21 protein-coding genes are annotated in these 24,783 nt (G+C 36.3%); 10 read left to right on the top strand and 11 right to left on the bottom strand.

Features of this window, described 5'->3' with window-relative positions:
- Positions 1–30 precede the first annotated feature (30 nt).
- The gene (locus ACH3O9_RS15490) at positions 31–2,616 is read left to right on the top strand and encodes a phosphoenolpyruvate carboxylase (RefSeq protein ID WP_416442053.1); all 2,586 of its coding nucleotides are present in this window, start codon (positions 31–33) and stop codon (positions 2,614–2,616) included.
- Between the two features lie 3 nt (positions 2,617–2,619).
- Positions 2,620–3,141, top strand: a complete 522-nt coding sequence (locus ACH3O9_RS15485; RefSeq protein ID WP_416442051.1) for a DinB family protein — start codon at positions 2,620–2,622, stop codon at positions 3,139–3,141.
- Here ACH3O9_RS15485 and ACH3O9_RS15480 read toward each other — a convergent pair.
- Together ACH3O9_RS15480 and ACH3O9_RS15475 are read right to left on the bottom strand one after the other, a co-directional pair.
- Entirely contained in the window at positions 3,138–3,668 is a 531-nt protein-coding gene (locus ACH3O9_RS15480; RefSeq protein ID WP_416442049.1) for a KdsC family phosphatase, read from the bottom strand. The two genes, ACH3O9_RS15485 and ACH3O9_RS15480, sit on opposite strands and share 4 nt — an antisense overlap.
- Positions 3,649–4,416 (bottom strand): Rossmann-like and DUF2520 domain-containing protein, encoded by a 768-nt coding sequence (locus ACH3O9_RS15475; protein WP_416442047.1) that lies wholly within the window; start codon positions 4,414–4,416, stop codon positions 3,649–3,651. Before ACH3O9_RS15475 ends, ACH3O9_RS15480 begins: the two co-directional genes overlap by 20 nt.
- 116 nt (positions 4,417–4,532) lie before the next feature.
- Between ACH3O9_RS15475 and ccsA the strand changes: the two genes are divergently transcribed.
- Positions 4,533–7,766 carry a cytochrome c biogenesis protein CcsA gene (gene ccsA, locus ACH3O9_RS15470; RefSeq protein WP_416442045.1) on the top strand — a complete coding sequence of 1,078 codons (3,234 nt, stop codon included), beginning with the start codon at positions 4,533–4,535 and terminating at the stop codon, positions 7,764–7,766.
- A gap of 20 nt (positions 7,767–7,786) precedes the next feature.
- On the opposite strand, the gene ACH3O9_RS15465 is transcribed toward ccsA, so the two are convergent.
- Positions 7,787–9,124, bottom strand: coding sequence for a 7TM-DISM domain-containing protein (locus ACH3O9_RS15465; RefSeq protein WP_416442043.1), 1,338 nt, complete (start codon positions 9,122–9,124; stop codon positions 7,787–7,789).
- Between the two features lie 190 nt (positions 9,125–9,314).
- Complete coding sequence (gene fumC / locus ACH3O9_RS15460; protein WP_416442041.1) at positions 9,315–10,709, bottom strand: class II fumarate hydratase; 1,395 nt, start codon at positions 10,707–10,709, stop codon at positions 9,315–9,317.
- 151 nt (positions 10,710–10,860) lie between these two features.
- Here fumC and ACH3O9_RS15455 point away from each other — a divergent pair, with 151 nt between their 5' ends.
- Complete coding sequence (locus ACH3O9_RS15455) at positions 10,861–11,034, top strand: hypothetical protein (protein ID WP_416442039.1); 174 nt, start codon at positions 10,861–10,863, stop codon at positions 11,032–11,034.
- Between the two features lie 195 nt (positions 11,035–11,229).
- On the opposite strand, the gene ACH3O9_RS15450 is transcribed toward ACH3O9_RS15455, so the two are convergent.
- From ACH3O9_RS15450 to ACH3O9_RS15425, 6 genes are all read right to left on the bottom strand, one after another.
- Positions 11,230–13,710, bottom strand: coding sequence for a TonB-dependent receptor domain-containing protein (locus ACH3O9_RS15450; RefSeq protein WP_416442037.1), 2,481 nt, complete (start codon positions 13,708–13,710; stop codon positions 11,230–11,232).
- A gap of 179 nt (positions 13,711–13,889) precedes the next feature.
- Positions 13,890–14,231, bottom strand: coding sequence for an arsenate reductase (glutaredoxin) (gene arsC, locus ACH3O9_RS15445; RefSeq protein WP_416442036.1), 342 nt, complete (start codon positions 14,229–14,231; stop codon positions 13,890–13,892).
- A gap of 2 nt (positions 14,232–14,233) precedes the next feature.
- Positions 14,234–15,340 carry a peptide chain release factor 2 gene (gene prfB, locus ACH3O9_RS15440; protein ID WP_416442035.1) on the bottom strand — a complete coding sequence of 369 codons (1,107 nt, stop codon included), beginning with the start codon at positions 15,338–15,340 and terminating at the stop codon, positions 14,234–14,236.
- A 60-nt stretch (positions 15,341–15,400) separates the two neighbouring features.
- Entirely contained in the window at positions 15,401–16,357 is a 957-nt protein-coding gene (locus ACH3O9_RS15435) for a transglutaminase-like domain-containing protein (RefSeq protein ID WP_416442033.1), read from the bottom strand.
- A 42-nt stretch (positions 16,358–16,399) separates the two neighbouring features.
- Positions 16,400–17,347, bottom strand: a complete 948-nt coding sequence (locus ACH3O9_RS15430) for an alpha-E domain-containing protein (RefSeq protein WP_416442031.1) — start codon at positions 17,345–17,347, stop codon at positions 16,400–16,402.
- Between the two features lie 10 nt (positions 17,348–17,357).
- Entirely contained in the window at positions 17,358–18,821 is a 1,464-nt protein-coding gene (locus ACH3O9_RS15425) for a circularly permuted type 2 ATP-grasp protein (RefSeq protein WP_416442029.1), read from the bottom strand.
- Positions 18,822–19,015: 194 nt separating this feature from the next.
- Here ACH3O9_RS15425 and ACH3O9_RS15420 point away from each other — a divergent pair, with 194 nt between their 5' ends.
- The 6 genes from ACH3O9_RS15420 (at position 19,016) to ACH3O9_RS15395 (ending at position 24,221) form a co-directional block, all read left to right on the top strand.
- On the top strand, positions 19,016–21,412 hold the full coding sequence (locus ACH3O9_RS15420; RefSeq protein WP_416442027.1) for a zinc-dependent metalloprotease: 2,397 nt from the start codon (positions 19,016–19,018) through the stop codon (positions 21,410–21,412).
- 6 nt (positions 21,413–21,418) lie between these two features.
- Positions 21,419–21,871, top strand: a complete 453-nt coding sequence (locus ACH3O9_RS15415; RefSeq protein ID WP_416442025.1) for a 3-hydroxyacyl-ACP dehydratase FabZ family protein — start codon at positions 21,419–21,421, stop codon at positions 21,869–21,871.
- Complete coding sequence (locus ACH3O9_RS15410) at positions 21,861–23,126, top strand: beta-ketoacyl-[acyl-carrier-protein] synthase family protein (protein ID WP_416442023.1); 1,266 nt, start codon at positions 21,861–21,863, stop codon at positions 23,124–23,126. Before ACH3O9_RS15415 ends, ACH3O9_RS15410 begins: the two co-directional genes overlap by 11 nt.
- Positions 23,127–23,132: 6 nt before the next feature.
- Positions 23,133–23,384: an acyl carrier protein gene (locus tag ACH3O9_RS15405; protein ID WP_416442021.1), complete on the top strand. Its 252-nt coding sequence runs from the start codon at positions 23,133–23,135 to the stop codon at positions 23,382–23,384.
- Positions 23,385–23,465: 81 nt separating this feature from the next.
- The gene (locus ACH3O9_RS15400) at positions 23,466–23,798 is read left to right on the top strand and encodes a hypothetical protein (protein WP_416442019.1); all 333 of its coding nucleotides are present in this window, start codon (positions 23,466–23,468) and stop codon (positions 23,796–23,798) included.
- Between the two features lie 90 nt (positions 23,799–23,888).
- Complete coding sequence (locus ACH3O9_RS15395; protein ID WP_416442017.1) at positions 23,889–24,221, top strand: hypothetical protein; 333 nt, start codon at positions 23,889–23,891, stop codon at positions 24,219–24,221.
- Positions 24,222–24,297: 76 nt separating this feature from the next.
- Here ACH3O9_RS15395 and ACH3O9_RS15390 read toward each other — a convergent pair whose 3' ends face one another.
- A complete protein-coding gene (locus ACH3O9_RS15390) occupies positions 24,298–24,780 on the bottom strand; it encodes an arsenate reductase family protein (protein ID WP_416442015.1) in 483 nt (160 codons plus the stop codon).
- Between the last annotated feature and the right edge of the window lie 3 nt (positions 24,781–24,783).

Genomic DNA, 24,783 nt, shown 5'->3' with positions numbered 1-24,783 from the left:
GGGTTTTTTTATTCAACTAAAATCAAAATAATGTCCAGACAACCCAAGTTAGAACGTTTTAATAGTTACGTTAAATCTAAATATCAGGTATACAATAGTTTATTCATGACCCTTCCTTTTCAGGGAATTTCAAATACCGGTGTACTTTTACCTTTATTTGATACTATCTGTGTAGATGGTTATGAAAGAAAATATAATCCCACCCAGATTGTTTCGTACTTTTTTGATAAATATCAACGAGATATTCCCGAAGAAGATCGATATAATTTACTTTTTAGATTTATTCAGTATATAGAACGCCAGGTTGTTCTGTTTGATGCAATAGAAGATGCCTCATATCGTATTGTTCATAATATGGATGGTCGCGGTACTTTAAGAAATATTAAAGAAGAAGCTCAAGCACAAAACAAGACTGAAGAATTAAAAGATTACCTCAATCATTTTAAAATAAGACCGGTTCTTACAGCGCACCCTACACAATTTTATCCCGGTGCCGTACTGGGTATCATCAATGATCTTAGCGATGCCATAAACGCTAATGATCTGGAGATGATCAAAAAATTGCTTTCTCAGCTTGGTAAAACGCCTTTCTTTAAAAAGGAGAAGCCTACACCTTATGATGAAGCGGTTAGTCTTATCTGGTACTTGGAGAATGTATTTTACCACTCTTCTAGTTTCATTTATAATTACCTGCAGCAAAACGTTTTTAAAGGTGAGTTTTTTGATAATGAAGTTATAGATCTTGGTTTCTGGCCGGGGGGTGACCGTGATGGTAATCCTTTTGTAACTACAGATATTACTTTAAGGGTCGCAGCTCGATTACGCAATACAATTATAAAAAACTACTATCGCGATATGCGCGATATGCGTCGCAGAATTACGTTTGTAGGTACGGTAGAAATATTATCAGATCTGGAGCGTCGTTTATATGACAGTATATTTTTGCCTGGTGATAAACTTAAAATCACTAAAGACGAACTATTAGAAAAACTTCTTACCGTACGCAAAATAGTAGTAGAACAACATCAAAGTCTTTTTCTTGAAGAAATTGACGATCTTATAAACAAGATCAAAATGTTTGGTTATCATTTCGCAACGCTTGATATACGTCAGGACAGTAGAGTGCATCACCATGTAATGCAGGAGATCGTTAAAGAATGTCAGCGAGAAGGATTAAACATTTTTCCTGATAATTATCTCGAACTTTCAGAAGAAGAACAGATCACTATATTACAAGACGTTAAAGGATATCTTGATCCTTCAAATCTGGAAGATGAGATAGCCAGAAAGACTCTTGAGTCTATTCACGCAATGCGCGAAATACAAAAACAAAATGGAGAGCGGGGTTCAAATCGTTATATAATAAGTAACAACCAGACCATGCTTAATGTGATGGAAGCATTTGCCATGTTGCATTTGTGTGATTGGGATAAACCTACGGCAGATATCGTACCATTATTTGAGACAGTACCAGATCTTAAGATCGCTCATAAAGTAATGGAAGATCTGTATACAAATCCTGCTTACGCAAAACACTTAGCTTCAAGAGGAAATCAACAAACCATAATGCTGGGCTTTAGTGATGGTACAAAAGATGGTGGTTACTTAATGGCCAACTGGAGTATATTTAAAGCTAAAGAAGCGTTAACAGCAATTTCCAGACAATATGGCGTTAAAGTGATATTCTTTGACGGTAGAGGAGGACCACCGGCTCGTGGTGGTGGTAAAACGCATCAGTTCTATGCTTCTTTGGGTAATACAATAGAAGATGAGCAAATACAATTAACCGTACAAGGCCAAACTATCAGTTCTAATTTTGGAACTAAAGATTCTTGTCAATATAACCTGGAGCAACTTTTGAGTTCAGGAATATTTAATGGTATTTTCTCTCAAAAGAATGTAGCCTTGACAGATGAAGATAGAAAAACAATGGAAGAGTTAGCTGAAGTTAGCTACAAAGCATATTCAGATTTTAAAGAGCATCCTAACTTCTTAGGATATCTTGAAAGAATGAGCACACTAAAATATTATGCTAAAACAAATATAGGAAGTCGACCCAGCAAACGAGGAAAAGGGGATAAGCTTAATTTCTCAGATCTGCGTGCGATTCCTTTTGTGGGATCATGGAGTCAATTGAAGCAAAATGTTCCTGGTTTCTTTGGTGTAGGTACTGCAATAGAACATTTAGAAAGTAAAGGAGAATTTGATAAAGTAAAATCTCTTTATGAGAATAGTCTGTTCTTTAAGACATTGCTTGAGAACAGTATGATGAGTCTTACAAAATCATTTTTTGGCCTGACCGCATATATGCAGGAAGATCCTGAATTTGGCGCTTTCTGGACATTGATTCATGATGAATTTGAACGTACAAAACGTTTATTGCTAAAACTTACCGGTTATAGCGAGTTGATGGAAGAAGAAAAAGCAGGTAAAGCATCTATTCAGGAGAGAGAGCGTATCGTGTTGCCATTGTTAACGATACAGCAATATGCACTTAAGAATATTCAGGAATTACAGAAAGATCCTGAAGCCAATCAGGAGAAGATTGAGATGTTTGAAAAAATGGTGACGCGTTCACTTTTTGGAAATATTAATGCAAGTCGTAATTCGGCATAAGCAATGAAAAAGAGCGATCTTAAATCTTCAGAGTATAATCAGTTTTACAGTACGTATGTTGATTTAGTTCATGAAGATTTATCAATCCTTCAGGCAATAGAAAACGGAAAAGAAAGTGTTTTAGCTTTCTTTTCCGCTATTCCTGATGATAAATTGACCTATGCTTACGCAGAAGGCAAATGGACAATTCTTGAAGTTTTACTTCATATAATTGATACAGAACGTGTTTTTCAATATCGAGCTGTTTGTATTGCACGTAATGATAAAACACCATTTCCCGGTTTTGATCAGGATAATTATATAGCGCCTTCGCAGGCAAATAAGAGAAGTCTTAAAAGTTTATTAGATGAATATGCAGCAGTAAGAGAAAGCTCAATTCATCTTTTTAAGAATCTCCCGGCTGATGGCTTACTAAATTTAGGTGAAGCTAGCAATCATACACTATCTGCCAGAGCTGCTGGTTTTATAATTGCCGGTCACGAATTGCATCACATAAAAATAACTAAAGAGCGCTATCTCAATTAGTCATATTTAGCATCAAACTCTTTCATCCATTTATCCTGTACTTTTAGTACCTGCTCAATAACATCTCTCACGCAACCATTTCCGCCATTTTTGTGAGAAACATATTTAGAGATTTCTTTGATCTCTTTTACAGCATCCTGTGGGCAACAGGGTAAACCAACTAACTTCATCACAGGAAAATCCGGAATATCATCACCCATATAAAGTACGTTTTCGGCTTTTATGTCATAGGTTTCAAAATATTGATTAAGCTGCTCAATTTTTGCGTGAGCACCTAAGAAAATATCTGTAACACCTAAACCTTGTAGTCTGTGACGTACACCTTCATTGGTCCCTCCGGAAATTATACACACATTGAACCCTTGGTTTAATGCTGTTTTAAGAGCATAGCCATCTTTTGTATGCATTGTTCTTAGCATTTCGCCAGTGGTGCCAATTTGTATTGTACCATCTGTAAGAACGCCGTCAACGTCAAAAATAAAAGTTGTTACATGCTTTAAGTATTCCTTATAACTTTTCTTTTCCATAAGTCTTTAAAATAGTCTGTGTAATAGTTTTGTAAATGAGCTTTTGCTCTTCTGTTTTTAAATTTTCAAGTTGCTTTTTTATTGTAGAAGTATCCTGGCGTTTTGCCGGGCCTGTTTGTGCTGCAAGTGCCCCAATATCAAACGCTTTGTTCACAGTTTCTGTCATCAATGGTTTTAGTAAATTGAAATCTAGAGAATGAGTTTTGCAAATTTCTTCTGTTTGATAAAGAATGTGATTGCAAAAATTATTGGCAAATACAGCCGCCTGATGCAAATGTGCTCTCGATTCACTATTTAAGAAGTGTATAGAATCACTTAAAGCAGAAGCTACTTCTTCTAATAATAAAAGATCACTTTTATTAGCAGCTTCTAAGCAAATAGGAACTGTTGAAAAATCAATATTTCTATTTTTAGAAAACGACTGTAAAGGGTAAAAAATCGCCCTTTTTGAGTGCTTTTTCAGCGCGTCTATCGAGGTGCTTCCTGATGTATGAGTCACGATTGAGAGTGTAACAGGAATCGCTTGTGAAATTTCATGTATTACATTGTCTGAAACTGCAATTATCAATATATCAACCGTATGCAGGTTATCATATGAAGTAATGCATTCAGCTATCTTATTAAATGGTAAAAGTGTTTCTTGTGTTCGACCTACTATCTGCCTGAGTAAAATGCCTTTACTTTCAGCGAATGCATGCGCAAGATAAGATGCTACGTTGCCTGTGCCTATTATTGAAATTTCTATCACAGATTCAAAAGTACATAATTTGGATTAAGAATTACAGATTATAAAGAGAGCCGTAATGCTTGAGTAATGCGGTTTTGTGTCGTATATTCGCGCCATTAAAAATTTGCTTTTCCATTATGCAAAAACGTATTGCAGACCTCCTATTTTCTACCCGTTTAATGGCTTTTTTGTTTATCGCTTACGCTGTCGCAATGGCAACGGGCACTATACTTGACGCGGGTCAGGACACTTCACCCACACCTTTTACTAAATATTATATTTATCAGGCCTGGTGGTTTGAACTTATACATATTTTGTTTGTAATCAATTTTGTGGGAAATATCTGGAGATTTAAGCTGTGGCGAAAAGAAAAGTGGACAACTCTGCTTTTTCACTGTTCATTTATCTTAATAATAGTAGGAGCAGGAGTAACGCGATATATAGGTTATGAAGGTGTTATGCCTATTAGAGAGGGGCAAACTGAAAATTCCTTTTTAAGTGATAAAACCTATTTAAAGGTTTTCATAGATGGTGAGAAAGATGGAACACCGCAGCGCAGACCTATAGAAAAGGAAATGTTGCTATCATCAAGATTAAATAATGATTTTGAAATCAACACAGATTTTGATGGCAGGCCGGTAACAATAAGCTTTGATAAATTTATAGATGGTGCAGAAGAAGGTCTGGTAGAAGATCCCGATGGTCGCAATCAATTAAAAATAGTTGAAGCCGGTGACGGTACACGTCATGAGCATTATCTGGAAGAAGGACAAATTGACAATATTCATAATACACTGTTTGCCTTTAACAAACCTACAGAAGGAGCTATAAATATTTCATATGATGGTGATAATTATACACTTGAGTCTCCCTTTGAGGGTGGAGTGACTGTTATGGCAACTCAGGAGAATTATCAGGTAATACAGGATTCTGTACAGGAGCTCAAATTGCGGTCTTTATATCAAATAGGAGAGATGCAGTTCGTTATTCCAGAACCTGTTATAAAAGGTACAAATGGAATTGTAGAATCTTTTCCTAAACAGAAAAATCAGGCTGATGCACTTTTTGTAACAGTTAAAACGGATGAAGGTTCTAAGCAAATAGGCCTACTAGGAGGTAAAGGTTTTGATAGTGATATGAAGACTGTAGAAATAGGCGATCTCAAATTTCATTTGTCATATGGGAGCAAATCTGTTCCTCTTCCTTTTGCCATTAAATTAGATGATTTTGTTGCTCAGCGTTACCCGGGAACTAAAAATGTCTATTCGTCTTACGCCAGTGATATCACTGTAATTGATTCTCCGCAAGAAAGCTTTGATTATGATATTCATATGAATCATGTTCTTGATCATCAGGGCTACCGGTTTTTTCAGGCAAGTTTTGATCCGGATGAGCTAGGTACTGTTCTTTCTGTTAACCACGATTTTTGGGGCACATGGATCACTTATATAGGTTATTTTGCCCTTTATTTAGGCTTAATGCTAATACTTTTTGATAAGGGAAGCAGATTTGGCGATCTTAAGAGGCGTCTTGATAAGGTGAAGGCAAAAAAAGCAGCTTTACCCATTTTGATAGCATTTTTCACTTTAAGCGGAAATCTACACGCTCAGGAAGATAAAGTTCAGGTTGATAACGGGAATACCACCATTATAGAATCTAGTGCAGAAATACAGCCGCAACTTGAAGATAATACAGCGATCAATCACGCTGTTGCTTCTAAAGAACAAATAGATTCTATTCTTGTTGCCAACGCTGTAAGCGCAGAACACGCAGAGAAATTTGGTAAGCTTGTTATTCAGGATGATAAAGGTCGTATGATGCCTGTTAATACCTTTGCCAGCCAGGTTTTACGCAAATTGAGCCGAAAAGATACTTATCTGGGCATGAATGCAGATCAGGTGTTTTTGTCTATGGTAGAATCTCCAGTGTTCTGGTACAATGTTGAGTTTATCTATCTTAAAACGCAAAACGATAGTATACGTAATATTGTAGGTATTCCTAAAGATAAAGAATACGTTAAGGCGATCGATTTCTTTGATGCTCAGGGACAGTATAAATTGACTCCGTATCTTCAAAATGCATATCAGGATGAAGTAAAAAATAGCTACGATAAAGATTTTATTGATATTTCAGAACGCTTAGGTTTATTAGACAGGGCACTTAGTGGTGAAATTTTAAAAATATTTCCTCAGCCTAATGATCCTAATAACAAATGGTATTCTTATCCGGAATTAGGAACGGCCAACTTTAAAGGAATGGATTCTGTTTACACGAAACAAATTCTGCCCATTTATTTTAGTGCACTCAGGGAAGGGAAGGATACAGGTAATTATGATAAAGCAGACGAACTTTTAAATAGTATAACCAGTTTTCAACGCAAGTACGGGAGTGAAGTAATGCCGAGTGAAGACAAGGTAAATGCTGAAGTGTTTTATAATAAACATGATATTTTTACAAAACTTTACTGGATGTATCTTCTTGCATCTGTTTTCATGTTTGTTTTTGTAATTACCAGAATTTTTAAAGATAACCGCTTTATAAAATTCATGGTAAGACTTGGCGGTGCAGCTGTTCTCATCTTATTTCTATTGCATACAGCAGGATTAATATGGAGATGGTATATTTCTGGTCACGCCCCGTGGAGTGATGCTTATGAATCTGTATTATATGTTGGCTGGGCTACCATGTTCTTTGGGCTCGCCTTTGGGCGAAAAAGTTCGTTGACAATTGCAAGTACCGCTTTTGTTGCCGGCTTTATTTTGTGGGGAGCAAGCATGAACTGGCTTAACCCTGCAATTGCTAATTTGCAACCGGTGCTTGATAGTTATTGGTTAATGATACATGTGGCAGTTATTGTAGCTAGTTATGGACCGTTCACTCTGGGAATGATATTAGGTTTAGTTTCTCTTCTTCTCATTTTACTTACCAATGAAAAGAACAGGAAAAAAATGGATCTCAATATAAAAGAGATTACAATTATTACTGAAATGTCACTTACTGTTGGTCTTGTAATGCTAACTATAGGGAATTTCTTAGGAGGTCAGTGGGCTAATGAAAGTTGGGGCCGTTACTGGGGTTGGGACCCAAAAGAAACCTGGGCATTGATAAGTATTATGGTTTACGCATTTGTTATTCACATGCGCTTAGTGCCAGGTCTTAGAGGAAAATGGTTTTTTAATCTAATGGCTGTGCTTGCTTACGGTAGTATTATGATGACTTATTTTGGTGTGAATTTCTGGCTTTCAGGTCTTCACAGTTATGCGAGTGGTAATAATATCCTTAACCTAAATAAGGCACTTATAATATTCGGCTGCGTGATTGCTTTCGCTCTTTTAGCTTATCCCAAGTACAAAAAATTCTATAAGAAGTAGTCTTCCGAAAGAAAAATCTGCTAACTAAGCATATTTAAAAAATCAGAATCTTCGGCGATACCTAGTTTTTTATAAAGGCTGGCCATAGATTGTTTTATCTTAAAATCAGGAAGTTTTAATTGCTCATTGAGCTTATCTTCACGCGTTCCGGTAGAGAGCGCGTGTAATATTTTTACTTCGCAGTTGTTTAAATTGTAATTGTCTATTAGTGATTCAAGGTAAGAGTCATTAATATCTTCTACCTTTTTATACTGGCTAAGTTTCTCAAGTTCTTCTTCCCGTAAACTCAATTCTTTTATCAGGTTAGAATTATTTTTATCTGTATACTGCCAGCGTCGTAAAATGGCAATAGATATGATTATCATTTCTGCTACCATACCTAATTTTATAATAAATGGCGTAATAGGTAATATGGATAAGCCAAAATCATAAAGCACAAAAAAGTCAAATATGCAGTAAATATTTATTGCAAAAACAAACGATACCAGATAGAAAAAAGGCGTGGTTTTGCTAGCTAACCCACTTGTAATCCAGGTTGCAGTTATTGTGAGAAGCACCATTGTATCTGCCAGTGCAAAAAAGAAGTAATTCCCGGTTATCCAATAACCCACCATAAATATAACAGATAGGGTTGCAAAAGTTATTATTGTGAGTTTAAGTTCAGGATATGAGTATTTTAGCCTTACAAAAGTATAGGCAAAAATTGCTCCAACAATACCTAGCAAAACATGGAACAGCAATTCGAGATCTACCAGATAAGACTGCACAAGGCCAAACATATAAGGAATATTATCTCTAAAAGCCAGACTAATACCAGAGATTAAGAGTACCGCAGCATAATACAGTAAGCCGTTATCGCCAGATGAGAAGAATAAAAAGAGATTGATCAGGATTATAAAGAACATAACTCCATAAAAGAGACCGTAGCCAAAAATGTTACCTTGCTCTTTTTTAATTACTTCAGAAAGAGTGGTGAATTCTATAGGGAAGTTTGCCTCTTCATCAAACTGCAGATTTACATATAGCGGTAAGAGGTCATGATGCTTTGAGATATCAAAAGCAGGATATTGTAGATCCGGAATTTCAGAAATACTGCTTCCGGTAGAATCGAAAGCCTCAAATTTTCTTAAATGATAGGATTTTATACGCAAAACTTCATCATTCTCCTTTAACGTATTTATTTTGATCCAGTAACTGCCATTATCCAGACCTTTATTAAAATCTGTGACAGGTTTGAACTCAAAATCTTTTACGTCAAGAATACTTGAGGTACGCGAAGAATCATTATAAAAATCGATGTTGCCAAGCAAAACACCTAAAAACCATATACATACAGTCAATAAACGCCAATAAATCATAAACCCAAAGTTTGGTAAATATCATAGGGGTATGTTTAGGGGTTTTGGGGTATGCAATCAAATGTAACAAAATATAATCAATAGCAACTTATTTCATAGATTTAATGAAAAACTTTAAGAAAACGTTATAGTTTTGATTATAACTGAAAGAAATTCCGTACTAAAATCTAGCACGGAATTTCTATTATATTTAGATATTTCCTACCATATCTTCAGGTTTAACCCACTCGTCAAACTCTTCTTCTGTAAGATAACCCAGATTTATAGCCTCTTCTTTTAAAGTTGTACCATTCTCATGAGCCGTATTTGCTATTTCAGCAGCTTTATAATATCCTATTTTCGTATTTAAAGCCGTAACAAGCATAAGCGAATTATTCACAAGATCTTTAATACGGGCTTTATTAGGCTGAATTCCTTCTGCACAATGCTCATCAAAAGAAAAACATGCATCACCTATTAATCGTGCAGATTGTAAAATGTTAGCAGCCATTACAGGTTTAAACACATTTAACTCATATTGACCCTGCATTCCCGCAACGGCAATTGTCATATCATTACCAATGACCTGAGCACATACCATTGTAAGTGCTTCACATTGAGTAGGATTTACTTTACCTGGCATGATAGAAGATCCTGGCTCATTTGCCGGGATTATTAGTTCACCAATACCACTTCGAGGTCCTGAAGCGAGCATACGTATGTCATTTGCTATTTTATTAAGGGAAACAGCAAGTTGCTTCAATGCGCCGTGAGTTTCTACGAGAGCATCATGAGCTGCAAGTGCTTCAAATTTATTATCTGCGGTTTTGAAAGGTAATTCAGTGAATTTTGTTATAAACTCGGCCACGCGTTTTGCGTAACCTTTGGGAGTGTTAATACCTGTACCTACAGCGGTTCCTCCCAGAGCTAATTCAGACAGATGTTCCATAGTATGCTCAAGCGCTTTAATGCCGTGATCAAGTTGAGAGACATATCCTGAAAGTTCCTGACCAAGCGTTAACGGTGTGGCATCCATTAAATGCGTACGACCAATTTTTACAACCTTTCTAAATTCTTCAGATTTAGCTTTTAGGGTATTCCTTAATTTAATAACACCAGGAAGCGTAGTTTCTTTAATAACTTTATAAGCGGCTATATGCATCCCGGTAGGGAAGGTATCATTAGATGATTGAGATTTGTTCACATCGTCATTAGGCTGCAGTGTTTTTTCTCCCTCACCTAATTTTTTGCCGGCGATCTGGTGCGCACGATTTGCAATTACTTCGTTCACATTCATATTGCTCTGGGTGCCAGAACCGGTTTGCCAGATAACGAGCGGAAATTGATCGTCATGTTTTCCTGCAAGGATCTCGTCGCAAACCTGTGCAATAAGATCTCTTTTTTCTATTGGTAAAACACTGGCTTCGCAGTTTGTATACGCCGCTGCTTTTTTAAGGTAAGCAAAACCATATATGATTTCTAGAGGCATAGAAGCTGCCGCTCCTATTTTAAAATTATTTCTTGAGCGCTCTGTTTGAGCTCCCCATAGCTTATCTGCAGGTACCTGCACTTCGCCCATGGTATCTTTTTCTATGCGATATGTCATAATTTTTTGATTTTTAACTCAACAAAAATACATGATTAATGAATGATATATATTCTTAATAGGGTTGAAATATTGTTTATAATTCTCTAAATAACGTTATGCTTTTTGACATATAAAAACTAAATTTGCCAAACAAAAGATAAAATTAATTATGTTTGAATTTGATCAATATTTAGGTTTTCTGGCATTTCTTACCATCCTGACTATAGGATTCTGGTTAATGATATTTTTAGTTTCTATTATACCATATTGGTTAGGAGGAGCTCTTACAGAACGTTTTAAAGAAATGCGTGCTAAGAAAAAAGCTGAAAGCGAACAGATATAATCAACAACATATCTCACAATATAAAAAACCACTGATTACTTAGTGGTTTTTTTATGTTCTTACCCGATTTTAGTCCCGTTTTGGGCGATTTTTCAACTTAAGCATTGACTTTTCTAGTATGGTAATAATTTCATGAAATAAAAAAGCCATTTCTACCTGAGTAAAAATGGCTTTTTTAGGGTGAAAACCTGACGTTTAGCTACTAAAATCGGCTCCTTCTTCATCGTTCTCACGATCTTGTTCTCTTTTTTGCTGATTCTTTTGTTGATTAAAACGGTAAATGAATGACAAGTTAACCTGGCGTTCTCTCCATTGAAATTCGCTGTCTCTAACAAAATTAGGATTGGTAGTGAATTGATTTCTCTTTCTTGAATTTAAAAGATCTTGCACATTGAATGATAAAGTGGCATTTTCATTAAAAATATCTTTACTAAAAGCCAGATCTATAGAAAGTATACCGTCTGTCTTAGTCTGTGCATTTTCTGAAGGACCGCGATAGAAAGCATTTGTTTGCCAGTCAATTTTAGCAGGTAATGTAAGCTTAGAACTAAATCTTGCAAACCAGCTTGTGTTTTTATTGCCGTAGTCTACGCCGTTAAATTCTCCTTCATTTTTAAACTGGAAGAAGTTAAAACTACCGTTTAATCTCAACCATTTTGCCGGATTATATAGAAGACCTAGTTCACCACCGGTACGTTCATTACTAGAAAGGTTAATAGGTATTGTACGTATTACGCTAGAGTTTTCAATATTTTCTTCTACGCGCTCAAAAGCATCTGTTTCTCTTTGAAAATAGACAGACGATGTAAAAGTTAATTTCTCCCAGCGTTTTAAATAACCCACATCAAAGGCATTAGAATAAGCCGGCTTTAAGTTAGGATTTCCCTGAAACACATTATTTCTACTACTTCTTGAAGGGAAGGGATTGATAAACCAACCACGAGGGCGGTTAATACGGCGGTTATAGCCTACTGTTATATTTTCCATTTCGCCCAACTCATAAATAATATTTACGGTAGGGAAGAGGCCCAGATAATTGTTATCAAAATCTGTATCTATAGCAAAGCCAAATACATCCTGCAATTCTTCTTCAGTAAGTCTAGAATCAATTTTTCCTTTTAGTTGGGTATTCTCAAGACGTAAACCTAAAAGGAAAGAAAAATCGCCAAATTTAGTACCGTATTGCGTGTACAAAGCATTTACATTCTCTGTATAATCAAACTTATTAGTAAGTGTATCGTTAACAACGAAAGATTCACTTGCAGGTGCATCTTCCTGTTCTAACATATAATCTGTTATTTCATTTTCAAAATTACCGCGATAACCTGCTTCAAATTGAGAATCATCACCAAATGGTAATACATAATCTGTTTGAAATAAAAATTCTTTTTGATTTTCTTTAGTGGTAATTAATTCACTAATGAAATTTTCATCAGTGCCTATACCATTAAAGGTGACATCTTCATTAATATCAGATTTTTGAAGTTCGTGATCTATATCATACTGAAAATCTGCGGTTAATTGATGCCCATTGTCATTAAACTTTTTAATATAATTAAGAGCTACCTGAAAGCTTTCATCATCTTCTGCCTGATCTTCAATACGTGTAGTTCCTAAAAGCAGATCACCGTCATTAAAATTGGTAGTTCTGTTAGTGGTTTTATCCTGGTCGTTACCGTTACGGTAAAATATAGTTCCGGTAAGTGATGAATTATCAGAAAGGTAATATTCCATACCTAAGTTGGTATTAAAACCTCTGTTTAAACGATCAATATCTCTGTCTTCATAAATTCTGTCAAACTCACTATTGCTATTTGCATTGTAGCGTGTGTCAAAAAAAGCATTACCAGGGCTATTAGAATATCTAAATCCCGTTGTGTTGAAAAGATTATAATGTTCTGTTCTGTAATTTAAATTTGTCGACAGACCCAAATTGTCAGGATAACCAGCATTTGCATTTATTGAGCCATTAAAACCTAAAGTCTTTTCCTTACGGAGTATAATATTTAAAATACCGGCGGTTCCTTCTGCATCATATCTCGCCGAAGGTGAAGTGATAACCTCTACACGCTCAATTGCATCTGCCGGTAATTGTCTTAAAACATCTGTAGAACCAAAACCTGCCATCGCAGAAGGTTTACCGTTTATAAGAATACGTACATTTTCATTTCCTCTTAAACTTATGCCGCCTTCTACATCTACAGAAACAGAAGGAACATTATTAAGAGCATCGCTTACAGTACCGCCTGCGGTCGTAAGGTCTTTCCCAATATTGTAGATCTTTTTGTCTAAGCGTACATCAACAGTAGTAGTTTCTGCAACTACGGTAACTTCATCAAGATCTGCAGCAGCAAATTCTAAAGTTATTTTACCCAAATTAAGATCCTGATTTACTTCTTTATTTGAGATGATAAAGGGGGCAAAAGAAATATACTCTACCTTGATATTATATGTGCCGTTAGTTACTTCTACTTCAAAGTTACCTTCGGTATCTGTTATACCTCCCGTAACACCTTGTGGATTGTTAACATCTGTAACTGTGATCGTAGCATACTCAAGCGGTACACCACCTTGCTTGTCTACAACCGAACCTGAGATTGTGAATTTCTTATTGGCTTGCGCAAATATTAAAACAGGAACTGTTAGTAATAAAACTAATAGGAATTTAATTTTCATAGAATTTTTTGGTTTCACTTCTTAGACTATGAAAATGCAGGAAGTTTAAAGGCTTGGTGGTTAAATTTTCGTTAAATAAAAAAACCTGTTATTCCTTGAGAAGGTTCAGTTATAAAAGGGCGGTTTAGAAAAACAAGAATTTCCTTTTTATATCTCGTGCACGTAAACCCGATATCTGATTATAAGATTTGCTTAATATTTTCAGGAGGTCTTCCTACTATGGCTTTATTGTTATGAATTACAATGGGGCGTTCAATAAGTTTAGGATGATCTACCATGGCCTGAATAATTTCTTCATCTGTAAGATTTTTGTTTTTAAAATTCTCTTTCCAGGCAGATTCATTTGTTCTTACAAGATCAATAGCATGAATTCCTAATTTCCCAATTATAGCTGCTAATTCTATATAAGATGGTGTATTTTCAAGATATTTCACAATTTCAAAATCCTTGCCAGATTCTTCTAAAATTGCAAGGCCTTCTCTGCTTTTGCCGCATCTTGGGTTGTGGTATATTTTCAGCATAATTATAATTCGTTTTCTTCTTCTTTTTGTCCGTTCATCATAAGATATGCCTTTAAAAAAGCATCAATGTCACCATCTAAAACTGCATCAGTATTTCCTGTTTCTTCTGCTGTACGCACATCTTTAACAAGTTTATACGGGTGTAATACGTAATTACGTATCTGCGATCCCCATTCTATGCTTTTCTTTTCTGCCTCGATCTCGTCTCTTGCAGCTTGTCTTTTCTTGAGCTCAATCTCATAAAGTTGTGATTTAAGCATTTGCATAGCTTTTTCCCTATTTTCTAGCTGTGATCTTGTCTCACTATTGTGAATTACAATACCGGTAGGGTGGTGGGTAAGAATTGCTTTTGTCTCAACTTTATTTACATTTTGACCCCCGGCGCCACTTGATCTGGCAAAATCCCAGTTAATATCTGCCGGATTGATATCAATCTCTATACTATCATCTGCTAATGGGTATACATAAACCGAAGCAAAAGAAGTATGTCGTTTTGCATTACTGTCAAATGGCGAGATGCGTACTAAGCGATGAACGCCATTTTCACCTTTGAGCCAGCCAAAAGAGAATTCACCATCAATTTCTAGCGTTACTGTTTTTACTCCTGCAACATCACCGCCCTGGTAATTGAGTTCTTTAACTTTATAACCATTTTTTTCACTCCACATCAAATACATACGCATGAGCATAGCTGCCCAGTCGCAACTCTCTGTACCACCGGCACCTGCAGTTATTTGAAGTACGGCACTTAAAGAATCTCCTTCTTCTGAAAGCATATTCTTAAATTCCATGCTTTCAACAAGTGTAATAATTTGATTGTAATGTGTTTGTACGTCTTCATCTGAAGCTTCACCTTCTTTATGAAATTCTAGCAGGACACTTAATTCTTCAGTAGAATTAACCGCTTTTTGATAATCTTCTACCCATTTTTTCTTTCCGCGTAATTCACGCATAAAAAGCTCTGCAGCTTTGGGGTCATTCCAAAAATTAGGATCAAAGGTTTTTTCTTCTTCATTCTGTATCTCGACCAACTTCTGGTCAATGCTTAAATATTTTTTTAAGTCAGCTAATCTTGTATTAAGATCTCTTACCTGATCTGTGGTTACCATAAATGGAATTTTCTGGAAAATTAATGACTCTCTTTAAAATAAGAGAATAAGTTATTAGAATTATAACTTTTTAGTCTGTTGTTGCTGTTGCTGTATTTGAGAAATTGTATCCACACTTTGCGTTTGTACCATGTCGCCCATTTGTTGGGTTTGAGATAAAATTTTCTCATCATCTTCTGGCGAAGTAACTTCTACACTGTATGAAGTCTCATTTGCTCCCGTGGTAAATATGATTCCCTTTAGAGGTGAGCAATCTGTATAATCTTTACCGTGACAAACTTTTATGTGGTGAATTTCTGCGAAAAGATTGTTAGTAGGGTCAAAGCCTACCCAGCCCACTTCTGGTAAAAGACATTCTACCCAGGCATGCATCTGTGAATCTCCCAGATAGCCTATGCCTCTGTGTAAATAACCGGAAACATAACGCGTAGGAATGTTATTTTTTCGCGCAATTGCGCAAAATAAATGTGTGAAATCCTGGCAAACGCCTTCTTTTGTTTCTAAAATATCTCCCAGACTACTTTCTATGGTTGTAACGTTGGGTTTAAAAGTAAACTCGTCAAATATCCACTTATTAAGTGCCTGTAGATTTGCAAAAGGAGAAACCGTTATATCAAATGAAAATATATCTGTAGGGTTTTCTGGCAATTGTGTTAGGGGAGTAGTACGTAAAAACGGCTCATTCTCAGATTTAAATTCTAAAGAATGAAGTACGGAATATATATCGATTTTAGCCTCTTTTTGAGCGATTTTTAGCTCTTCTGGCTTACTTTTTTTAACCACAAATGTGGCATCAAAATGAATATCTTTAAACTGCTTTTTAGGGTGAATTCTGTAGGTGTTGAAGCCATAACCATTTATAGAACTTTCTATCGCTACGCGTAGCGAGTTAGTGAAATCTTCACGCACAAGTTCTTGCGAATCATTATTTTCAGGAATGATGAGAAACTGCCACAAAGCCTCGTCTACCGGAGTCTCGTAAGTATTGTGGGCCTTGTATTTTATAGTATATTTCAAAAGATATAATTAATCTGCAAATGTAAAGAAGAGTTTAGAGTATCAATAATTAAAATACTCCTTTTCTATTTTTTTTGCAATGAGGACCACTGTATCGAGAATGTGTTCTATGAAACTATCAATTTCTTCATCAATTTCTTCAATCAATTTGTATTGATATTGAGCGCGAACTTTACCAATTAAAAAAGCAGCTGAATCTTTAAGTGGTAATTCTTCAGTATTGAGCACTTTTATATGACTGCTCACCTGGTTTAAACTGTTCATTACAGAACGCGGGCATTGAGCATTCAGAATTAAAAACTCAAGCGTACGCTCGCTATTAGGCGTTTTTTTATAAAAACGACGCATCATATCGTATGATTCTGCACACTTTAATAGGGTCGTCCACTCATAGCTATTTTTATACGTATCACCATAACTTCCCTGTGCATGCAGCGCATCTCGGTTTTTAGAATGAATGATTCTTACTATCTGATTAGCGCGTTCAAGGTTTACACCTAACATAATTATGGCGTATACCTCGTCATGTAAAAGGGTTGCTCTTATTTTTCCGCGTAAAACAGCCATGGCTTCAGTCACGTGTACTGTAAAATCGTAAAGACCTTTTTTGGTAAATAATTGCACATCATAATTCAGAACAAAATGGTAGAATTTATTTATTGATTCATACAATTCTGTAGAAATTAAATCGCGCGCACTATTAGCATTCTCACGAGCATATTTAATACAATTAATTATAGAGAATTGTATTTCAGGATTGAGACCCACATCATAAAGCACCTTTTCTTCTTCTAAAATCTCATCTTCTTCAATCTCTTCACCGCCAGCCATAAACAGCATAGAACGCAGTACAAGTTGTCTGGATTGTGAAAGTTCATTAGGTGCGTCTAATGACGAAAAATAATTAACGTTGAGATATCTTGCGACATGCTCTGAGCGTTCTATATAACGCCCCATCCAAAATAAATTATTGGCTACTCTTGCTAGCATATATGTTTTCTTATTTTTTTAATACCCATGTGTCTTTAGAACCGCCACCCTGTGATGAATTAACCACAAGATTGCCTCGTTTAAGAGCTACCCGTGTTAAGCCACCTTTAAGAACAAAATCTTTATCTGCACCTAATAAAGTAAACGTGCGCAGATCAACATGACGTGGTTCAAAAGAGTCTGTATCTTCTATATAAGTTGCATGTACAGAAAGTGACATTATAGGCTGGGCAATATACTTACGTGGATTTGCTTTTACAGTAACCTTTACTTTTTCAATTTCCTCTTTAGTTAATTTATTTCCTATCGAGATACCGTAACCCCCGGCTTCGTCAACAGGTTTGATAACGAGTTTATCTACATTCTCAAGAACATATTTCAATTCGTCAGGTCTGCTACAATGATAGGTATGCACATTATTTAAAATAGGTTCTTCATCAAGATAGTATTTAATGATCTGTGGCATATAGGTGTAGATGGCCTTATCATCTGCTACGCCGGTTCCGGGAGCATTCACTAAACAAACATTTCCCTTTTTATACGCCGCAAACAGACCCGGCACACCTAAAGCAGATTCAGGTTTAAATTCTAACGGATCGATAAAAAGATCATCTATACGTCTATATATTACATCTACTTTTTCAGGACCACGTATTGTCTTCATGTATACAAAATCGTTTTCTACGAAAAGATCGCGACCTTCTACCAGCTCAACACCCATGGCTTTTGCCAAATAAGAGTGCTCATAATAAGCGGAATTATAAATACCAGGCGTAATAACCACACAATTAGGTTCATCTACTCCTTTAGGCTTTACAGTTTCCATGATCTCTAGCAGGTTTTCTGCATAATCTGTTACAGTATGAGCCTGATAGTGATTAAAGACACCAAATAAAGCTCTCTTGAGAGCAGTGCGATTACAAACCACATAGCTCACACCAGAAGGGCACCGTATATTATCCTCCAACACATAGTATTTGCCATCTGCATGTTTTATAAGATCTGTCCCTGACACATGGTTATAAATTCCTCCAGGAGGATCAACACCTATCATCTGGTGCAGATAATTTGCCGAAGAACTTATAAGATCAAGCGGAACTATACCCTGCTTTATGATCTTTTTATCGTGATAAATATCCCATAAAAAGTGATTTAATGCTTTGCTGCGTTGTAAAACACCTTTTTCTAGAATATCCCATTCTTCAGGATCAATTATACGTGGGAAGAGATCAAAAGGAAATATTTTTTCTTTGGTTTCATGGTCTCCGTAAACCTGAAATGTAATGCCTTGATTAAAAAAAGAAGCTTTCGCTTTATTATTTAGATTAACAAAATCCTGGACCGAATAATCACTATATAAGCCAAATAGGGTTTTATAGATCTCTTTTACCGAACCATCTTTATCAAAAATTTCATCATAAAACTTAGAATCCTTTTGATAGGCCGAAAATATTGGGTGTTGGGTGTTTATCATTTACGAGTGGTTTGGTTTGAAAATAGGAATATTTACTTAATAAAAGCAGATAATCTCATTAAAAATCGAGCTTTTTAATACGTTTTCATTAATTTTTTCCATATTAAATTACACATATTTTACATTAATATGATGTTTTATTCAATTTTATATAATTACATTTTTACCTAAATTCAAATGGAATACTTTATTAGATGAAAAATACAATACTTCTCCTCATTTTGTGCATATCACAATTAGCTTCAGCACAATTCCTCAAAGACAAAGAAAATTTAAAAACTCAGAAAGGCTTCTTTACTTTTCATTACGATGAGAAAGAAGATAAGCTTTATCTGGAAGTTGATAAACTTAACTCAGAATTTATCTACGTGCATTCTTTAAAAAGCGGCCTGGGGAGTAACGATATTGGTCTGGATCGCGGTCAGTTAGGCGGTACAGCAATTGTAAAGTTTCAAAAGTTTGGGAACAAGCTTCTATTAATTGAGCCCAATCAGGATTATCGCGCAATCACAGAAAATACAGCAGAGCGCAAATCTATAGAACAGGCTTTTGGCAGATCGGTTTTGTTTGGTTTTGATATCAAAGAGACCGATAATGATACCTATTTGATCGATTTTACTCCTTTTTTAATGGAAGATGCTCACGGTGTTACACAGCGTCTTAAAGCGCAAAAGGAAGGAACTTACAAATATGACAAAGACAGAAGCGCTCTCTTTATGGAAAATACCAAGTCTTTTCCTAAAAATACAGAGTTTGAATCGCTGCTTACTTTTAAAGGTGATCCTACCGGTAGAAATATTCGTTCTGTAGTGCCAGATGCGCAATATGTCACTGTAATTGAGCATCATTCTTTTGTGCAGTTACCAGATGATAGCTATAAGCCCAGACCTTTTGACCCGCGTAGTGGTGCAATTTCTATTTCTTATATGGATTATGCTACGCCGGTTCAAGAACCTATCACAAAGCGATTAATAATAAGACACAGATTAGAGAAGAAAAATCCCGACGCGGCGGTGAGTGAGCCTGTAGAACCTATTATCTATTATCTTGATCCCGGCACGCCAGAACCGGTGAGATCTGCATTACTTGAAGGTACATCATGGTGGGATCAGGCTTTTGAGGCAATAGGTTACAAAAATGCTTTTCAGGTTAAAATGTTGCCAGAAGATGCAGACCCAATGGATTTAAGGTACAATGTCATACAATGGGTTCACCGTAGTACACGCGGCTGGAGTTACGGTGCCAGCGTGGTTGATCCTCGTACCGGTGAGATTTTAAAAGGACATGTAAGTCTGGGAAGTTTGCGCATACGCCAGGATTTTATGATCGCTCAGGCTTTAACAAATAAGCCTTTCGCTAAAAGCGATGACGATTATCAACCTATGCTAGATATGGCCATAGCTCGTATTCGCCAGCTTGCGGCTCATGAAGTAGGTCATACTTTAGGGTTTGCCCATAATTTTGCCGCCAGTGCAAATGATCGCGCTTCGGTGATGGATTATCCTCATCCTACTTTAAAACTGAAAAACGGAAAAGTAGACTTTAGTGATGCTTACGCGAAAAATATTGGTATTTGGGACAAGGTCACTGTAGATTACAGTTATAGTGACGTTCCGCAAGGCAAGGACCAACAGGAATATCTGAATGATATTTTGATCTCTGCAGAGAAAAAAGGTCTGCGTTTTATTACAGATAGCGATGCACGTGCAGCAAATGGCGCACATCCTTATGCTCATTTATGGGATAATGGTGCTAAACCATCAGAAGAATTAGAAAATATGCTTGCTCTGAGAAAGACCGCTATGGCGAATTTTTCTATAGATAATATACGTACCAATGAGGCGTATTCTGTACTTGAAGATGTTTTTGTTCCACTTTATTTTTACCATAGATATCAAACTGAGGCTGCCATTAAAGAAATAGGCGGTGTAGTCTATAATTATGCTGTAAAAGGTGATAGTGAACTTATACCTGTGCAATTACTTGATGTTAAAGAGCAAAAATCTGCTTTAAATGCTGTTTTACAGACTTTAGACGCAGAAGTTCTGGCAATACCAAAAGAAAAATTATCGCTTTTCCCGCCGCGTGCATTTGGTTTTAACCGCACCAGAGAAAGTTTTAAAAGCGATACCGGTGTAACTTTTGATCCTTTAGGTGCAGTGGCAACAGCAAGTGATATGACTCTTGATCTCTTATTAAATGAGGAACGCGTTAACAGACTTGTAGTCAATAATGCATGGGCCAGTGATCAGCTGGATTTAGCAGAGGTTTTGGAAGAAATCAGCAAGCAAACTTTAGAAAAGACTTTTAAAGATGACTATTACAATGAAGTACAGGCGACCATAAATTATAACGTCATCAAACATTTTAAAAATTTATATAGTAGTGATAAATCAATACCTCAGGTAAAAGCCATAACTTCAAATTTGTTAACAAACCTTGTTTCACAATGGGGTTCATCGAGTGATGCGGACAAAAAATTCATGGCTCTTGATATTGAGAAGTTTTTAAAAGAGCCCGAAAAATTTAAAAGTATTCCATCACCTAAAATCCCGGATGGTTCACCTATAGGTAGTTTTGAATGTTATTAAGTCAATTTGGAGAAAGAAGAAATAATTAAGCGTTTACCATATTCTGAACCTTTTCTGTTTGTAGATGAGATTACCCAGGTTTCTCAACAAGGCATTGCAGGTAATTACAAGTTTAGAGAAGATGCATATTTTTATCAAGGTCATTTTGTAGATCATCCTGTGACGCCGGGCGTCATTTTAACTGAATGTATGGCACAAATTGGCCTGGTTTCTCTGGGAATCTACCTTTTAGCATCAAAAATCGGCAATTTAGAGCAAAAATCGGGCGTGGCTCTTACTTCTACAGACATGCAATTTTATATCCCGGTATACCCGGGAGAAACAGTTTTTGTAAATTCGACATTAGAATATTTCAGATTTAATAAACTTAAATGCTCGGTGAAATTGCATAATGAAAATCAAAAGCTTGTTTGTAGCGGTATTATTTCAGGAATGCTAATTCCAGATCATGAGCGGTAGAAGAGTGGTGATTACAGGTTTAGGGGTTTGTGCGCCAAACGGGGTGGGTGTCTCGGCATTTACAGATGCGCTCAAAGCAGGTAAAAGCGGAATACGGTTTTTTAGTGAGCTGCAACGTCTAAAATTCTCCTGCCAGATAGGAGGGATGCCACTTATTCCTGAAGATAAAAAGCTAAAAGTCTTTACACCGCTCCAACTTCATAATTTTAATATTTTATACGGTGTTTTAGCAGGCGTAGAAGCCTGGAAAGATGCTCAATTAGAAATTGATGATACACAAACTGATTTTGACTCAGGGACTATATTTGGCATTGGTACACTAGGCGTTGATAAATTTCGCGAAAGCATATACAAGGTTGACGACGGCAATACACGACGATTAGGCAGCACCACAGTACAGCAAATAATGAGTAGCGGGGTGAGTGCTTATCTGGGCGGGATGCTGGGTTTAGGTAATCTCGTTACTTCTAATTCTGCAGCTTGTAGTACGGGTACAGAAGCAATATTAATGGCCTACGACCGTATAAAATCTGGCAGAGCTTTGCGCATGTTAGCAGGCAGCACAAGCGACGGTGAGCCTTACGTATGGTCTGGTTTTGATGCACTACGCATTTTGCCTTCTACATATAATGACGATCCTCATCATGCTTCAAGACCATTTGACGCTGATGCGAAAGGATTTGTACCCGGCTGTGGTGCCGGTGCTTTATTGCTTGAAGATTTTGAAAGTGCACAAAAAAGAGGTGCTAAAATATATGCAGAAATTTTAGGAGGAAGTTCTAACAGCGGCGGACAAAGAAATGGGGGCAGTATGACTGCGCCTAATGGTTTAGCGGTAAAACGATGCATAACAGATGCACTTAAAAATGCCGAAACAGAACCTGAAGAAGTTGATGTTATTAATGGTCATCTTACAGCTACAGGAAAAGACTCTTTTGAGATCAGGAACTGGTGTGAGGCTTTAAACAGATACGATGATAATTTCCCGTATATAAATTCGATTAAAGGTATGACGGGGCATTGTCTGGCAGCATCGGGAAGTATAGAAAGTGTGGCTTCGGTCTTGCAAATGAAAGAAGGTTTTCTTTTCCCCAATGTGAACGTAGATACTCTGCATCCCGAGATTGCACAACTCATAAGTACACAACGTGTTCCTGTTTCATTTAAAAATTATACTCCAAAGATTTTAATTAAGTCAAGTTTTGGTTTTGGTGATGTAAATTGCTGTATTGTTTTAAAACAGTACTCAAAATAATCTGCTATGAATAAAGAAGTTTATAATACTCTTAAATCTATAATTGTAAAATACCTGCCAGAAGATGTTAACGTTAAACAAATAACTCCTGATAGTCATCTTACGCAGGATCTAAATATAAATTCTACTCACCTTGTTGATATCGTTCTGGATGTTGAAGACGAATTTGACATCATGATCGAAGATGACGAACTCAATAAAATGGAAACCGTCCAGAAGTCAATTGATCTTATTACACTTAAATTAGAAGCGCGTTAAAAAGTTTAGCCTTAACAGTTAAACGCTGTTAAAGTAGGAGTTGAGCCAAGAATATTGTCTTAACTTTTAAATAAACTTTTTATGAATTCTATTACCCTCACAGATATTCAAAAAGTGCTCATAAACTGCGTCTTAAAAACGGAGGAATGTCTCTCTTTTTGTATCAAAAATGTAGATCACAAAGAATGTGTCATCTGTGCACGTCGTTGCAGAGATTGTACAGAAGTATGTAATCTTATGATGCGGCTTTATGCACGCAAAAGTGAATTATTCTACCGTATGATACCACTTGGTATAGAAACGTGTAAAGAATGTTTAATGGCGTGCGATAGATTTAAAGACCCCGTAAGTCAGGAATGTTCACAGGCATGTGCAGATTGTATAACTGCTTTAAGATTTGCAAGAAATCTTTAAATTATAAAATAAATATAGATAAACAAGTTAATCAGAAATACCGTTTTTATTATGAAAACTCCATTTTCAATATTTTTAATTATTAGTACAATGACCAGTGTAAGTGCTCAAAGTGCTTTTCTTTCAGATGTAGATCATAAGACAGAGCAAAGGGCAAAAGAACTCGCCGGTGAGTACACAGAAAAACTGGCTTTAACGAGTAAGCAGCAATTGCTTATGCAAACAAAAATCGGCGAATTTCTTCAAAAAAAGGGAAAAGCAGAGGCAAAATTAGGCGGCAGGGAAAAGCTGGATATGCTGTTATCTCTAAGTCAGCAGGAAAATGCAGAAATGCGTGACATTCTTACCCAAGAGCAGTATGATCTTTATGTGAGACTTAAGCAATCAATTCAACCTCTAGAAACTGTAGACAAGAAAGATTAAATGATATTGTAATCACAAATGTAAATGAAAAAGGACGGATAAATTCCGTCCTTTTTGTTGTATAAATTATTGATTTTTAAGGATTTTCAAGATCATCCTTTTTATCTATATAGTGTTCTCCTTTTGTCTGTCTAGAGATAAGCGGTTCGTCCTGCATTCTTTGCTTATCAAGACCAGCCGAGTCTACATCAAGAAATTCCTGAACTTCTGTAGGATTAACAATTTGCTTTATGCGCTCACCACGTATTACGATAGGATGCGCAAGAAGATCTGGTTGCTCATGCAGAATTTTAATGTAATCATTCTCATCAAAATCTCCATTTTTCCATTCTTCCATACCTTCCACTTCGTCAAAACTAAGTAGATCCTTAATATGTTTACCCAGATCTGAAGCAATTTCTGCCCACTGTGTCCCTGTAAGAGGATCTCTAGATATATCTATGGTCTGCAGATCTGCATATGTTGATGCATCTGCGTGGGCACGCGTTCTCTTACCAGAGCGAGTAGTGCTGCTGTAAATGAGCGTGACCTGATTTTCATTTCTTGCTATAGCTTTCATAAT

The organism is Leeuwenhoekiella sp. A16, from assembly GCF_047946675.1.
Classification (GTDB): domain Bacteria; phylum Bacteroidota; class Bacteroidia; order Flavobacteriales; family Flavobacteriaceae; genus Leeuwenhoekiella.
This window is presented reverse-complemented; position numbering and strand designations above follow the sequence as displayed.

What these genes read in the sequence shown, in the direction of transcription:
- ACH3O9_RS15490 (WP_416442053.1), top strand. Translation starts at nt 31, where the DNA reads ATGTCCAGACAACCCAAGTTAGAACGTTTTAATAGTTACGTTAAATCT.
- ACH3O9_RS15485 (WP_416442051.1), top strand. Translation starts at nt 2,620, where the DNA reads ATGAAAAAGAGCGATCTTAAATCTTCAGAGTATAATCAGTTTTACAGT.
- ACH3O9_RS15480 (WP_416442049.1), bottom strand. Translation starts at nt 3,668, where the DNA reads ATGGAAAAGAAAAGTTATAAGGAATACTTAAAGCATGTAACAACTTTT.
- ccsA (WP_416442045.1), top strand. Translation starts at nt 4,533, where the DNA reads ATGCAAAAACGTATTGCAGACCTCCTATTTTCTACCCGTTTAATGGCT.
- ACH3O9_RS15465 (WP_416442043.1), bottom strand. Translation starts at nt 9,124, where the DNA reads ATGATTTATTGGCGTTTATTGACTGTATGTATATGGTTTTTAGGTGTT.
- fumC (WP_416442041.1), bottom strand. Translation starts at nt 10,709, where the DNA reads ATGACATATCGCATAGAAAAAGATACCATGGGCGAAGTGCAGGTACCT.
- ACH3O9_RS15455 (WP_416442039.1), top strand. Translation starts at nt 10,861, where the DNA reads ATGTTTGAATTTGATCAATATTTAGGTTTTCTGGCATTTCTTACCATC.
- ACH3O9_RS15450 (WP_416442037.1), bottom strand. Translation starts at nt 13,710, where the DNA reads ATGAAAATTAAATTCCTATTAGTTTTATTACTAACAGTTCCTGTTTTA.
- arsC (WP_416442036.1), bottom strand. Translation starts at nt 14,231, where the DNA reads ATGCTGAAAATATACCACAACCCAAGATGCGGCAAAAGCAGAGAAGGC.
- prfB (WP_416442035.1), bottom strand. Translation starts at nt 15,340, where the DNA reads ATGGTAACCACAGATCAGGTAAGAGATCTTAATACAAGATTAGCTGAC.
- ACH3O9_RS15430 (WP_416442031.1), bottom strand. Translation starts at nt 17,347, where the DNA reads ATGCTAGCAAGAGTAGCCAATAATTTATTTTGGATGGGGCGTTATATA.
- ACH3O9_RS15425 (WP_416442029.1), bottom strand. Translation starts at nt 18,821, where the DNA reads ATGATAAACACCCAACACCCAATATTTTCGGCCTATCAAAAGGATTCT.
- ACH3O9_RS15420 (WP_416442027.1), top strand. Translation starts at nt 19,016, where the DNA reads ATGAAAAATACAATACTTCTCCTCATTTTGTGCATATCACAATTAGCT.
- ACH3O9_RS15410 (WP_416442023.1), top strand. Translation starts at nt 21,861, where the DNA reads ATGAGCGGTAGAAGAGTGGTGATTACAGGTTTAGGGGTTTGTGCGCCA.
- ACH3O9_RS15405 (WP_416442021.1), top strand. Translation starts at nt 23,133, where the DNA reads ATGAATAAAGAAGTTTATAATACTCTTAAATCTATAATTGTAAAATAC.
- ACH3O9_RS15400 (WP_416442019.1), top strand. Translation starts at nt 23,466, where the DNA reads ATGAATTCTATTACCCTCACAGATATTCAAAAAGTGCTCATAAACTGC.
- ACH3O9_RS15395 (WP_416442017.1), top strand. Translation starts at nt 23,889, where the DNA reads ATGACCAGTGTAAGTGCTCAAAGTGCTTTTCTTTCAGATGTAGATCAT.
- ACH3O9_RS15390 (WP_416442015.1), bottom strand. Translation starts at nt 24,780, where the DNA reads ATGAAAGCTATAGCAAGAAATGAAAATCAGGTCACGCTCATTTACAGC.